Raw genomic sequence first — 12,751 nt, forward strand, 5'->3', positions numbered from 1 at the left:
GCTGTGTCTTTTCGCGCTGGTCTACTCGCGTCATGTCGCAGCCCGGCCGCCGGTGGTCGTGCGCGTCTCGGGATGAGCGGACTTTCGCAACCGATTCGCAGCCCAGTCAAGGGGCCAGCGGAAGCGGAAGGCACCCACCGGGCAGTCTTGAGCGAACATTTTGCAGATCGAGGTCCCGGCGTGCTTGACAGAGATCGTCCGTCGGCGACAAAGAGTGAGCAACGCACATCAAACGCGTTAACACGCAAGCAACTTGACTGACGCGATACCGATATACGGACGCGCCAGGCTGAACTGCGTACGGCCGTGCGGGTGCCGTAGACCGGCCGGGGCGCGCCATGTCGCCCCGGCCGGTCACCCATGTCGGCACACCTTCGGCACACTGCCGGCACATTGGTGGCGCCTCGACGGTTGATCCGGTGCCGGGGCGGGGCAAACCTACAGCCATGGGGCAGGGACGCATACTCAACCGCGGCGCGCGCACCTTCGGCGCACTGGTCTGCGCAGCGCTCGGACTGATCTCACTGGCGTGGATCATCCGGGACTTGGACAAGGCCGAGAAGGCCAGTGACGTGTGGTGGGCCTGGACCTCCGGGATTCCGTACGGGCTCCTCGGCTCGTCCCTCGTCGACGTGGTCCTGCTGGCCGTCTATGCGGCCGTCGGCATCACGGCGCTGCGCTCGTCGGCCGCCGCCGGGGCGCTGGCCTCGGCCGCCGTCGCGACGGTCGTGCTGCGCCTGCCCAGCCTGTGGAATCTCCAGGCCGACTGGATGCAGGGCATCCCCGGCGGGCTGAAGACCCGCGCGCAGCTCAGCGTATGGGCGGCCGTCGTGCTGGGCGGCCTCCTGCTGGCCGTCGTGGCCGCCGCCCGGCGCCCGGCCGATCCGGCCGTCCCCGACCACGCCGTCTCGCCCGCCGACCAGCCGCCCGCCCGGCCGACGCCCGCGGTCGCCGTGACGGCCGCGCTGTTCCTGGGAGCCGTCGCGGTCGTCGGCGGCGCCTGGCAGATCTACTGGGCCCAGGAGCGGGGCTGGGACAACTACAAGTACCTACTCTCCGGCGAGCACACGATCTCCACGCTGCTCTCGCCCCCCAGTGCCTGGGCGTCGTGGACGGTGGTGGCGCTGGCCCTGGCCGCCGCCTTCGCGGCGCTCGGCCGGGCGCCGCTGGCCCGGCCGCTGGGGATGACGGCGGCGGCGCTGGTGCTGGGCAGCGGGATCGCCGAGGTCTCGGTGTACATCAAGGTCAAGGTCGTCGAGCACCTCGACGAGGTGCCGACCGTGGTCGTGCTCGGCGTGCTCACCGCGTTCTTCGAGGTGCTGGTCGGCCTGGTCGCGCTGATCGCCCTGGCGCAGCGCGGCGTCCCCACGGACGACGGACCGCTCACCGGATGGGGCCGGCCCGCGCCGCCGTACGGGGGCTACGGCGGCTACGGTGCCGCGCCCGGGGGGTACGGCGACGCGACCGGCGGTTACGGCGCCTACGGCAGCGCGTCCGGCGGCTACGGCTACCCGTCGTCCCCGCCGACGGCTCCGCCCCCGCCGCCCGCGACCCCGCCCGCGGTCCCGCCGCCGCCCTCCTCGCCCCCGCCTCCGCCCCCGCCGGGCTGGTAGGAAGGCTCAGCTCGCGCCCAGCGACCGCCTCAGGAAGTCCACCTGGAGCAGGAGCAGGTTCTCGGCGACCTGTTCCTGCGGCGTCATATGGGTCACGCCGGACAGCGGCAGCACCTCATGGGGGCGGCCGGCCGCGAGCAGCGCGGAGGACAGGCGCAGGGTGTGCGCGGCGACCACATTGTCGTCCGCCAGGCCATGGATGACCATCATCGGGCGGTGCGGGTCCGCCGCGCCGGACAGCCCCTCGTCCGTCACCAGCGAGTTCGCCGCGTAGACCGCCGGCTGCTCGTCCGGGTGGCCCAGGTACCGCTCGGTGTAGTGGGTGTCGTACAGCCGCAGATCGGTGACGGGGGCGCCCACGATGCCCGCGTGGAAGACGTCGGGGCGGCGCAGCACCGCCAGCGCGGCGAGATAGCCGCCGTACGACCAGCCGCGGATGGCCACACGGGAGAGATCCAGCGGATAGCGCTCGGCGAGCGCCCGCAACGCGTCGACCTGGTCCCGCAGCGTCACCTCCGCCAGGTCGTCGCGGACGGCCTTCTCCCAGGCGGGGGAGCGGCCGGGCGTGCCGCGGCCGTCGGCGACGATCACCGCGAACCCCTGGTCGGCGAACCACTGCGAGGTCAGGTGGGGGTTGTGGGCGGCCAGCACACGCTGGCCGTGCGGACCGCCGTAAGGATCCATGAGGACGGGCAGCGGGCCGTCGTCCGCGGTGTGGCCGGCCGGCAGCAGCACGGCGCACGGGATGTCGCGCTCGCCCGCGAAGACCAGGTGCGGGCGGGCGGTGATGACGGGCCGCTCCGCGTACGAGGCGATCTCCGCGAGCGGCTCCGCCGAGCCGTCGGCGGCGGGACGGACCACCTCGACCGTGGCGCCGGGCCGCTCCGGCTCGGCGTACGACAGGACGATCACCTCGCCGCCGCGCACGGCGGAGTGCACGGCCGGGAAGGGCCGCTTGCCGACCGCCTCCCAGCCGCCCTGGTCCCCGCTGCCGCGGTACCAGGCGCGGAAGACGCCGATCTCGCCGGGCCGCTCGGGCAGGTCGGCGTCCGCGCCGGGGGAGGCGGAGAAGAGGACGTCCTCCTCGCCGATGTCGAGGACCGCCCGGACGTGCAGCGCGCCCGAGGTGAGCTTGCGGTCGCCGACCATCAGCACGCGGGCGCCGCCCTCGTCCGCGATGCGGACCAGCCGTCCGTCCGGGGTCCAGGCCGGTACACCAGGGAAAAGATCAAGCCAGACCGGGTCCTCGTCCACATGGACGGTGCGGGTGCGCCCGGAATCGGGATCCACGGCCAGATAGAGCTGGCTGCGCTGGTCGCGCGCCTGGACGAGCAGCAGCGGCGGGCCGTACGCGGACCAGTGCACCTGGGCGAGATACGGATAGCGCCCCCGGTCCCACTCGACCTCCGTACGGGACCTGTCCAGGCCCAGCAGCACCAGCCGCACCTCGGCGTTGTCGGTGCCCGCGGCCGGGTAGGCGACCTCGGCGGGCTCCCGGTCGGGGTGCGCGGGGTCGGCGATCCACCAGCGCCTCACGGGCGCGTCGTCGACCCGGGCGACCAGCAGGGCGTCGCTGTCCGGCGACCACCAGAAGCCGCGCGAGCGCTGTGTCTCCTCGGCGGCGATGAACTCCGCGAGCCCATAGGTGACGGTGTCGCCCTCCGGCAGGGCCAGCGCCCGGTCGCCGGCGCCCTCGGTGCCCCCGGCGCCGCCGTTGGCGTCCGTTACGCGCAGCGCGCCCTGCGCCACATAGGCGATGTGGCGTCCGTCGGGCGACGGGCGCGGGTCGATCACCGGTCCGGGCGTGGGGAGTCGACGGGTCACACCGGCGCGCAACTCGGTGGCGAACAGCCGTCCGGAGAGTGCGAAAGCGGCCAATTCGACGGCCAAGTCGGTGGCGTAATCGATGACGCCCGCCGAGCCCTCCCGGCTGCGCTCGCGGCGCGCCCGCTCCTCGGCGGACAACTCCTCGTCGGCGCCGCCGAGCAGGGCGGCGGGGTCCGCGGCCGGGTACTCCCGCCGCTCTTCGAGGTCGTACACCCACAGGAGGTTGGCCCGGTCGGTGCCCGAGCGGGAGCGCAGGAACGTCACGCGCGAGTCGTCGGGGGCCACGGCGAAGGCGCGCGGCGCACCGAGGGTGAAGCGCTGGGTGCGGGCGTGCTGCCGGGGGAAGGAGAGCTGTCCGGTCATGGGCCGAGCGTACGGCCCGGGCCGGGTTGCCGGGGGCATGTTCGTCCCGCGACGCCCGAGAAGATCAACTCACCGAATGTGGCGAGAATCAGGCCTGATGACGAGGGCGATCGTGCGAACAGGCATGCGCCCCTGTCATGCTCCCGTGCACCGAGTCGTGCGCACGGGCCCATAGTTATGATCGATTGCGCATAGTGGGTAGGCCCCCTGTGGCATGAATATGTTGTCCGTTCGAGCGCGTGTACCTGGAGGTGAGCCGCTGTGGCGCTCTCGATTTCGTTGGTCGTGCTGTTGCTGATCGTCGTCTTCATGCTCGTCCAGAAGGCTGGGCTGAAGTCGGCGCACGCGCTTGTCTGTGTGCTGCTCGGCTTCTACCTCGCCAGTTCGTCGATCGCCCCGACGATCGACGACCTCACGACGAACGTGGCGAACATGATCGGAGATGTCGACCTCTGATCCGCGGGTGACCCACGATCCTCCCCCAGGGGGCTCGTAGGCTGTGCCCATGACCCCGGTCCTTCCCGCCCGACGCCTGCTCCTGGTACACGCACATCCGGATGACGAGTCGATCAACAACGGCGCGTCCATGGCCAAGTACGCCGCCGAGGGTGCTCATGTCACGCTGGTGACCTGCACGCTCGGCGAGGAGGGCGAGATCATCCCGCCCGCCCTGGCGCATCTGGCCGCCGATCGCGACGATGCGCTCGGCCCGCACCGGATCGGCGAACTCGCCGTGGCCATGAAGGCGTTGGGGGTCAGCGATCACCGCTTTCTGGGCGGACCGGGCCGGTATCGCGACTCCGGGATGATGGGCGCCCCGCAGAACGACCGCCCCCAGTGCTTCTGGCGGGCGGAGGTGGACGAGGCGGCCGCGCACCTGGTCGAGGTGGTCCGCGAGATGCGCCCGCAGGTCCTGGTCACCTATGACCCGCACGGGGGCTACGGCCACCCCGACCACATCCAGGCGCACCGCGTCGCCATGCGCGCGGCGGAGCTCGCCGCCGAGCCGGTCTACCGCCGGGACCTCGGCAACCCGCACGAGATCGACAAGATCTACTGGAACTGCGTGCCGCGTTCGGAGCTCGAGGAGGGCTTCGCCCGGCTGCGCGCCGCGGGCGCGGAGGCCCCGTTCCCGCGGACCGCCTCGGCCGAGGACGTGCCGGGGGTGGTCGACGACGCGCGGGTGACCACGACCGTGGTCGGCGCCGCGTACGCCGGGGCGAAGGCGGAGGCCATGCGCGCCCACGCCACCCAGATCGTGGTGGACGAGCCCTTCTTCGCGCTCTCGAACGATCTGGGGCAGCCGCTGTTCGCCACGGAGCACTATCTGCTCGTCGGGGGGCGGGCGGCCGCGGCGGCGGACCCGGCGCGCGGCCGCGAGGACGACCTGTTCGCGGGGGTGCCGGCATGACGGCCGTGCGCCTGGCGGGGTATGTGGGGCTCGGGGTTCTCGGGGTGCTGGTCGCCGCCGCGGGCGCGCTGGTCCAAGCGGCCTGGTTTCCCGGCGGGTTGCTGCTCGCGCTGCTCGGGATCGGCGCGCTGTGCGTCGGCGGGGTCAAGGCGATGGACGCCCGGCTGGGCGGGGTGGTGCCGGCCGGGGCCTGGGTGATCGCCGTGTTGTTTCTCACCGCGGCCCGGCCCGAGGGGGACTTCCTCTTCGGTGCCGGACTGGGTTCCTATGTCTTCCTGCTGGGCGGAATGTTCGCGGGTGTGATGTGCGCCACGATCCCGAAGGTGTCGCAACCGGGCAGAGGCCCGGCCCGACTTGTTAAGTGACGTCACGTTTCGCCGGGGCCTTCGCCAGGGCGGCGGGCGGTGCCCGCCGGTGCGCGGGCCGCGCTGTCGCAGCGGTCGTCAAGTGCATGCCTGCGGGGCCCAGTAAGGTGGTGCCGCCGCCGAGCCGCCCGCGCGAGTCTGACGGGCGGCGGAGCTAACTGGGAGAACCTGCTTTGAGCCGTGAATCTGACAGTTCGTCCTCCGGGACCCGGAAGGGCAGCGGCGCCGCCGCGTACCCGCCGGGCACCCCGCCGTACGGATCCCGCCAGTACCCGTCGCAGGATGCCCAGCAGGGCGGTTCCGGAGACGGCGAGGCGCGTGCCGCGGCCAGGCCGGAGGAGCCGAAGACCGAGACCACACTGACGACCCGGATCAGGATCAACATCCCCGGGTCGCGGCCCATCCCTCCGGTGGTCATGCGCACACCGGTCGGCGAGGAGGGCGTGCCGAACCAGCGCTCCGCCGACGACCCCGAGGGCGCCGACGACCAGCCCGGGCCCGACGCCGCCCCGGCGGACGGCCCGCGCCCGCCCCTGCCGGTGCGCGGAGAACACGGAGAGCATTCGGCGAACAGGGCCGAGAAGAAGAAGGAGGACCGGACCAGCGACTGGTTCGCGCCCCGCAAGGGCAAGGGCGGCGGGTCGACGACGGGCAGCTCGCCCAAGCCTCCGGTGCCGCCGGCCGCCACGCCCCCGGCCCCCGGGCCCTCCGTGGCCGAGCCGTTCGCGGCCGAGCCGTTCGGGGCGGCGGCCGCCGCCCCGGAGACCACCCAGCAGTTCCCGGCGCCCGACTTCTCGGCCCCCGACTTCCCGGCCGCCGACTTCCCGGCCGCCGATTTCTCGGCTCCCGAGACCACGCAGCAGTTCCCCGCCCCCTCGCTGGGCGGCGGGCCGGGCGCCGACCTGCCTTACTTCACCGACACCCCGCCGGGCGGCTTCTCCGGGGTGCCGGAGCCCAGTGGCCCGACGACCGGCCCGGTCACCGGCGACATGCGGCTGCCCCGGCCTTCGGGCGCCACCCGGCCGCCGCTGGGCGGCGCCGGGCTCGCCGGCCAGCCGCCCACCCCGCCGAACGGCTCGCCGCTGTCCGGCAGTCTCGGCGCCACCACCGGTACGAGCCCCGTGGCGCCCGCCGGGCCGCTCGGCGGCCCCGGCGGCAAGCCGGGCGCCCAGACGGACACGGCGCCGCCGCTGTTCCGCGACCCGGACCCGACCCCCAGCGGGGGCGTGCCGGTCGACCAGGCCTCCGGGGAGACGCTGGTCAGCGGCATCCCCGTGGTCCCGCCCGCTGCGAAGGGGCCGGGCTCGCCCTTCCCGTCCGCCCCGAGCGGCGCCGCCTCGCCCCCCACACCCGACGAGGGGACCGCCCCGCCGAGCGGCCCGAAGCCGCCCGCGACCCCGGCGGCCGCCCGCCCCAAGAAGAAGGGGCGCTCCAAGATGGTCCTGGCGGTGGGCGCGCTCGTCTTCATCGGCGGCGTCGCGTACGGCGCGGGCCTGGTGATGAACCACGCCGACGTCCCGAACGGAACCACCGTGCTGGGCGTCGACATCGGCGGCACCTCCAAGGCGACGGCCGTCCAGAAGCTCGACACCGCCCTGTCGGGCCGTACCACCGCCCCGCTGAAGGTGTCGGTCGACGGCCAGCAGAAGGAGATCAAGCCGTCCGTCGCCGGCCTGACGCTGGACACCGAGGCCACGGTCCGCGAGGTCGCGGGCCGCGACTACAACCCGGTCACCGTGGTCGGCTCGCTGTTCGGCGGCACCCATGAGGCCGAGCCGGTCGTCACGATCGACGAGGAGAAGCTCAAGGACGCGCTGGAGCGGCTCGCGGGCACCTCGGGCACGGCACGCGAGGGCACGATCAGGTTCCAGCCCGGCCGGGCCGTCGCGGTGTACGGCAAGGCGGGCAAGGCGCTGGACGTCGAGAAGGCGGTCGCGGCGGTGGACGAGGCGTTCCGGCAGCGGGCCGCCACGGGCCAGAACAAGGTCATCACCCTGCCCGTCGTCACCAAGCAGCCGCAGGTCAGCAACGCCGAGGTCGACCGGAAGATGAAGACCTTCGCCCAGCCCGCCATGTCGGACCTGGTCAAGGTCCAGACGGACCCGGCGCACTCCCTTCCGCTGAGCCCGCAGAACTCCCTGTGGAAGGTCCTGTCCATGAAGGTGGTGGACGGCAAGCTGGTGGAGCACTACGACCTGAAGGCCCTGAAGGAGCTGTACGGCGGCTTCTTCGACAGCGTCCTCATCGAGCGCGGCAACGGGAGCAAGCAGCCCGTCGCCCCGACCGATGTCGCGGTCGCGCTGGGCAAGGCGCTCCAGGGCAAGACCCCGGCCGAGCGGATCGGCATCATCGCGACCAAGTGAACATCGCGTACGGCCCCCGTCCGGCTCCGGGCGGGGGCCGCGGCGTGCCCGGCCCGGACCATGACATCTGTCATGCCGAGCCCACGACCGCAGACACTGCCGGGGAGCCATCGCTCCGGGCGAAGCTTGGGCCATGACCGCAACAACCGCTCAGTCCGCTTCCGGCCCGGCCACCGCGTCCGGCGGCGCCCCGGCGTCCGCGCCGGTGGTCGCCTTCGACAAGGTGAACAAGAGCTACGGCAGCGTGCGCGCCGTGGCCGACCTGGACCTCACGCTGCACGAGGGCGAGACCGTCGCGCTGCTCGGGCCCAACGGCGCGGGGAAGTCCTCCACCCTCGATCTGCTGCTGGGGCTGCGCACCCCCGACTCCGGCGCGGTGCGGCTGTTCGGCACCAGCCCGCGCCAGGCGATCGAGGGCGGCCGGGTGGGCGCGATGCTTCAGAGCGGCGGCCTGATGGAGGACGTCACGGTCCAGGAGCTGGTGCGGCTGGCCTGCGATCTGCACCCCCGGGCCCACCCGGTGCGGCAGGTGCTGGAGCAGGCGGGGATCACGGAGATCGCCGACCGTAAGGTGAACAAACTCTCCGGCGGCCAGGAGCAGCGGGTGCGCTTCGCGCTCGCCACCGCGGGCGCCTCCGATCTGATCGTGCTGGACGAGCCGACCACCGGCATGGACGTCTCGTCCCGGCAGACCTTCTGGGCCGCGATGCGGGCGCAGGCGCGGCAGGGGCGCACCATCCTCTTCGCCACCCACTACCTCGAAGAGGCCGACACGATCGCCGACCGCGTGATCGTGCTGCACCGCGGGCGGGTGCTCGCCGACGGCTCGTCCGCCGAGATCAAGGCGATGGCCGGGGCCCGGCGGATCGCCTTCGAGCTCGACGAGCCGGCCGACGAGGCGGCGCTGCGCGCACTGCCCTGTCTGACCGGGATCGAGATATCGGGGCGCACGGTCCGGATGCGGTCCAGCGACGCCGACGCGACGGTCCACGCGCTCTACGGCCTCGGGGTGTACCCGCGCGGCATCGAGGTCGCGGGCCTCGGCCTGGAGCAGGCGTTCCTCGCCATCACCGACGCCGCGACCGCTGAGGAGGCGGGACGATGACCACCCTGATCAAGCTGGAGATCGTGCGCGCCCTGCGCAACCGGAAGTTCATGTTCTTCACGATCATCTACCCCTCGGCGCTGTTTCTGATGATCGCGGGTACCAGCGACACCACCTCCCTGGTGTCCAACACCCATCTGACGATGCCGCTGTACTACATGGTCGCGATGGCCTCCTTCGGCTCGCTGACCGCCGTGCTGATGGGCAACAGCGAGCGCATAGCCAAGGAGCGCGAATCGGGCTGGGTGCGGCAGCTGCGGCTGACCTCGCTGCCCGGGCGCGGCTATGTGGTGGCCAAGATCGCCTCGGCGGCGGTCGCCACCCTCCCGGCGATCGTGGTCGTCTTCGTCGTGGCCGCGGCGGCCAAGGACGTGCGGTTCGACGCCGCGTGGCAGTGGTTCGCCCTGACCGGCGTGATCTGGGCGGGCTCCCTGGTGTTCGCCGCGCTGGGCGTGGCCATCGGCTATCTCGCGTCCGGCGACGCCGTACGCCCCCTGACGATGATCATCTACTTCGGGCTCTCGATCCTCGGCGGGCTGTGGAGCCCGACGACCTCCTACCCGCAGTGGCTCCAGCACATATCCGACTACCTGCCCACCCACGCCTATGCCGCGCTCGGCCAGGCGATCGAGCTGGGCGGCGCGCCGCACACCAAGGACGTCGCGCTCCTGGCCGCGTATCTGGTCCTCTTCGCGGGCGCGGCCGCCTGGCTGTACCGCAAGGACACCCGCAAGGCCTGAGCCGCAGGGAGGGACCATACGAGAAGCCGAGGGCCGAGGGGCCGAGAAGGGATGAGAGGCGTGGACGAGCGGTGCGAGCGGGAGAGCGGGGCGGCCGAGCGAGGCGGCGCCCGCCGGGCGGCCTGGCGCCGGTCGCTGACGCGCGAGGACGATGTGCTGACCGGCATCGGCCGCGAGGCCACCGACCGCAAGCAGGCGCTGATCAAGCTGATGTGGGTCGGCATCTGGATGGCGTATATGACCGCTCCGGTCAGAGATCTGCTGAACGGCGGCCACGGCCCCCTCGCCACCGCCCTGGGCTGCCTGGGCCTGCTGGCCTTCCTGTCCGCCTACTGCGTGCTCCTGTTCCGGCACGTCGGCCGGCCCCTGGACCACCGGAAGGTCGTCGGGGCGCTGGTCACGATGGCCGCGCTGGCCGCCGTCCTGGCGCTGACGCTCGGCGCCTCCTGGCTGGTGCTCTTCGTCTATGTGTCGGTGGCCTGCGGCGCGGTGCTCCCGCTCAGGGCCGCGCGGCTGGCGATCCCGCTGGTCACCGTCGTCCTGCTGCTGGTCGGCCTGACGGCCAGGGACGCCCGGCATCTGCTGCCCGCCCTGGTGATCCCCGCGCTGCTCGGCGGGTTCGCGATGAGCGGGGTGCGGCAGCTGGTCCGTACGACCAGGGCGCTGCGGGAGGCGCGGGCCACCGTCGCCCAGCTCGCCGCCAACGAGGAGCGGCTGCGGCTCGCCCGCGATCTGCACGACCTGCTCGGCCACTCACTGTCGCTGATCACGCTCAAGAGCGAGCTGGCCGGGCGGCTGCTCCCCGCCCGGCCCGAGGAGGCCGGGCGGCAGGTCGCCGACATCGAGCGGGTCGGCCGCCAGGCGCTCGTCGACGTACGGGAGGCGGTCGGCGGATTCCGCCGCCCGACCCTGGAGGCCGAGGTGGCCGGGGCCCGCACCGCGCTGGCCGCCGCGGGCATAGCCGCCGACCTCGGCCGGGCCGCCGACGGCCACCCGGATCTGCCGCCCGACGAGGAAGGGGCGCTGGCCTGGGCCCTGCGCGAGGCGATCACCAATGTGGTGCGGCACAGCGGGGCGCTGCGCTGCGCCGTGACCCTCACCGAGGCCGGCGACGAGCTGCGCCTGACCGTCAGCGACGACGGCCGGGGCCCCGAGGGTCCGCCGGGCAACGGCCTGTCCGGGCTGTCCGAGCGGCTCCAGCTCGCCGACGGCAGGCTGGAGACCGGGAGCGGCGAGCGGGGCGGGTTCGCGCTCCGGGCCTATGTGCCCCTCTCGCGCCGAGCCACCGCCCCCGAACTCTCGTCGTCCACACCCGGGTAAAGCGGGTTGTCCACAGCCGGGTAGAGCGCCGTCCACACCCGGGCCAAGGGTGTCGGGGTCGCCACTTACTCTGGGCCCATGAACGTGCAGACGGGGGAGCCGGGCGGGGCGCCGGGCGGTCGCATTCGGGTGCTTCTCGCCGAGGATCAGTCGATGGTGCGGGAGGCGCTGGCCGCGCTGCTCGGGCTGGAGTCCGATATCGAGGTCGTCGCCCAGGTCGCGCGCGGGGACGAGGTGGTGGACGCGGCCCGGGCCCACCGGCCGGACGTCGCGCTGCTGGACATCGAGATGCCCGGCATGACCGGGCTCGACGCCGCAGCCGTGCTCCGCACGGAGCTCCCCAGCGTGCGGATAGTGATCCTGACCACCTTCGGCCGCCCCGGCTATCTGCGCCGGGCGATGGAGTCCGGGGCCGAGGCCTTCCTGGTCAAGGACGCCCCCGCGGCCGAGCTCGCGGGCGCGGTGCGCCGGGTGCTGCGCGGCGAGCGGGTCATCGACCCGACGCTGGCCGCGGCCGCGCTCGTGGACGGGGCCTGCCCGCTGACCGCGCGGGAGCGGGAGGTGCTTCGGGCCTCGGCCGACGGCTCGACCAACGCGGAGCTGGCGCGCAGGCTGAACCTCTCACAGGGCACGGTCCGTAACTACCTCTCCACGGCCATCCAGAAGACCGCCGCCCGCAACCGCGCCGACGCGGTGCGCATCGCCCGTGACAAGGGGTGGCTCTGACCAGGATCAGTATCTGACCGGGCTCAGCAGCCGGTTCGGCGGCGAAGCTCAGTTCAGCCTCGCCCTGGCGGCCCGCGCCTGGCGCCGTATGGCCTCCGCCGCGTTCGGCTCCATCGCGGCCACCACCTCCGCGTACTCCTCCATCTCCTGCGCGCCGCCCACGAAGTCCCCGCGCTCCACGAGGAGTTTGGCGCGCTCGTAGCGCAGCCTGGCCGGGTGGCTGGGCAGCAGCAGTGACAGCTCCACCGCCCAGAGCTGGACGTCCGAGCTCCCCCAGCTACCGCTGGGAGGTGCCCCCGGCCTGGCGGCGGCCCAGGCGCGGATGTTGTTGAGGATCCGCAGGACGATCTCCAGCGGGGTGGCCGGGCCCGGCCTGATCGGGCCCGGCGGGGTCCCCAGCGCGCCCGCCACCATCAGCGCCGCGTCCTCGTCGGACAGCGACCGCCCGCCGTCGAAGGGGTCGGCCAGCACATGGCTCCCGTACGGATCGCCGAAGCCGACCACGAAGTGGCCCGGCAGCGCCACCCCGTACACCGGCGCGCCCGCCCGCCGGGCGACCTCCATCCAGACCACGGACAGCAGGATCGGCAGCCCGCGCCGCCGCCGCAGCACCTCGTGCAGCAGCGAGGATTCCAGCCGCCGGTAGTCGGCCGCGGAGCCGCGGAAGCCGAGGCGTTCGCCGAGCAGCCGGGCCAGCGCCGCGGCCCAGGCTCCGGGCCCGTCGGGGGAGTAGGGCACCAGACCGGCCAGCCGGTCGAGTTCGATCTGCGTGGCGTCGATCGCGTCCTCGTCCAGCTCCGGATCGGCCTCCTGGGCCAGCAGCAGGCACAGCAACGCCAGGTCGGGGCGTTCCTCGCGGGCCGCCTCGGCGAAGCGCCGGCGCCGGGCCGGGGTGTCGTCTCTGCGTGGCATAGGTGC

Annotated in this window: 11 protein-coding genes; 9 read left to right on the forward strand and 2 right to left on the reverse strand. The window is 73.4% G+C overall.

What is annotated here, in order from left to right; translation table 11 throughout:
* The first annotated feature begins 446 nt into the window (after positions 1-446).
* Positions 447-1,613: a hypothetical protein gene (locus ACH4S9_RS10700; RefSeq protein ID WP_398371148.1), complete on the forward strand. Its 1,167-nt coding sequence runs from the start codon at positions 447-449 to the stop codon at positions 1,611-1,613.
* Between the two features lie 6 nt (positions 1,614-1,619).
* Here ACH4S9_RS10700 and ACH4S9_RS10705 read toward each other — a convergent pair whose 3' ends face one another.
* Entirely contained in the window at positions 1,620-3,803 is a 2,184-nt protein-coding gene (locus tag ACH4S9_RS10705; protein ID WP_398371150.1) for a prolyl oligopeptidase family serine peptidase, read from the reverse strand.
* 261 nt (positions 3,804-4,064) lie between these two features.
* On the opposite strand from ACH4S9_RS10705, the gene ACH4S9_RS10710 reads away from it, so the two are divergent.
* From ACH4S9_RS10710 to ACH4S9_RS10745, 8 genes are all read left to right on the forward strand, one after another.
* Positions 4,065-4,259, forward strand: coding sequence for a hypothetical protein (locus ACH4S9_RS10710; protein ID WP_311727619.1), 195 nt, complete (start codon positions 4,065-4,067; stop codon positions 4,257-4,259).
* 49 nt (positions 4,260-4,308) lie between these two features.
* Complete coding sequence (mshB, locus tag ACH4S9_RS10715) at positions 4,309-5,214, forward strand: N-acetyl-1-D-myo-inositol-2-amino-2-deoxy-alpha-D-glucopyranoside deacetylase (protein WP_398371152.1); 906 nt, start codon at positions 4,309-4,311, stop codon at positions 5,212-5,214.
* Entirely contained in the window at positions 5,211-5,579 is a 369-nt protein-coding gene (locus ACH4S9_RS10720) for a DUF6113 family protein (protein WP_311727621.1), read from the forward strand. Before mshB ends, ACH4S9_RS10720 begins: the two co-directional genes overlap by 4 nt.
* 173 nt (positions 5,580-5,752) lie before the next feature.
* Positions 5,753-7,942, forward strand: a complete 2,190-nt coding sequence (locus ACH4S9_RS10725; RefSeq protein WP_398371154.1) for a peptidoglycan binding domain-containing protein — start codon at positions 5,753-5,755, stop codon at positions 7,940-7,942.
* Positions 7,943-8,075: 133 nt separating this feature from the next.
* Positions 8,076-9,047: an ABC transporter ATP-binding protein gene (locus ACH4S9_RS10730; RefSeq protein ID WP_311727623.1), complete on the forward strand. Its 972-nt coding sequence runs from the start codon at positions 8,076-8,078 to the stop codon at positions 9,045-9,047.
* Entirely contained in the window at positions 9,044-9,787 is a 744-nt protein-coding gene (locus ACH4S9_RS10735; protein WP_311727624.1) for an ABC transporter permease, read from the forward strand. Before ACH4S9_RS10730 ends, ACH4S9_RS10735 begins: the two co-directional genes overlap by 4 nt.
* Positions 9,788-9,997: 210 nt before the next feature.
* Positions 9,998-11,107 carry a sensor histidine kinase gene (locus ACH4S9_RS10740; protein ID WP_398371822.1) on the forward strand — a complete coding sequence of 370 codons (1,110 nt, stop codon included), beginning with the start codon at positions 9,998-10,000 and terminating at the stop codon, positions 11,105-11,107.
* 78 nt (positions 11,108-11,185) lie between these two features.
* Positions 11,186-11,833: a response regulator transcription factor gene (locus tag ACH4S9_RS10745; protein WP_311727625.1), complete on the forward strand. Its 648-nt coding sequence runs from the start codon at positions 11,186-11,188 to the stop codon at positions 11,831-11,833.
* Between the two features lie 48 nt (positions 11,834-11,881).
* Here ACH4S9_RS10745 and ACH4S9_RS10750 read toward each other — a convergent pair whose 3' ends face one another.
* Positions 11,882-12,745, reverse strand: coding sequence for a transglutaminase-like domain-containing protein (locus ACH4S9_RS10750; RefSeq protein ID WP_385345402.1), 864 nt, complete (start codon positions 12,743-12,745; stop codon positions 11,882-11,884).
* Positions 12,746-12,751 lie beyond the last annotated feature (6 nt).

Origin of the sequence: Streptomyces sp. NPDC021225, from assembly GCF_044332865.1 — a bacterium.
Classification (GTDB): Bacteria; Actinomycetota; Actinomycetes; order Streptomycetales; family Streptomycetaceae; genus Streptomyces.

What these genes read in the sequence shown, in the direction of transcription:
- ACH4S9_RS10700 (WP_398371148.1), top strand. Translation starts at nt 447, where the DNA reads ATGGGGCAGGGACGCATACTCAACCGCGGCGCGCGCACCTTCGGCGCA.
- ACH4S9_RS10705 (WP_398371150.1), bottom strand. Translation starts at nt 3,803, where the DNA reads ATGACCGGACAGCTCTCCTTCCCCCGGCAGCACGCCCGCACCCAGCGC.
- mshB (WP_398371152.1), top strand. Translation starts at nt 4,309, where the DNA reads ATGACCCCGGTCCTTCCCGCCCGACGCCTGCTCCTGGTACACGCACAT.
- ACH4S9_RS10720 (WP_311727621.1), top strand. Translation starts at nt 5,211, where the DNA reads ATGACGGCCGTGCGCCTGGCGGGGTATGTGGGGCTCGGGGTTCTCGGG.
- ACH4S9_RS10730 (WP_311727623.1), top strand. Translation starts at nt 8,076, where the DNA reads ATGACCGCAACAACCGCTCAGTCCGCTTCCGGCCCGGCCACCGCGTCC.
- ACH4S9_RS10735 (WP_311727624.1), top strand. Translation starts at nt 9,044, where the DNA reads ATGACCACCCTGATCAAGCTGGAGATCGTGCGCGCCCTGCGCAACCGG.
- ACH4S9_RS10740 (WP_398371822.1), top strand. Translation starts at nt 9,998, where the DNA reads ATGTGGGTCGGCATCTGGATGGCGTATATGACCGCTCCGGTCAGAGAT.
- ACH4S9_RS10745 (WP_311727625.1), top strand. Translation starts at nt 11,186, where the DNA reads ATGAACGTGCAGACGGGGGAGCCGGGCGGGGCGCCGGGCGGTCGCATT.
- ACH4S9_RS10750 (WP_385345402.1), bottom strand. Translation starts at nt 12,745, where the DNA reads ATGCCACGCAGAGACGACACCCCGGCCCGGCGCCGGCGCTTCGCCGAG.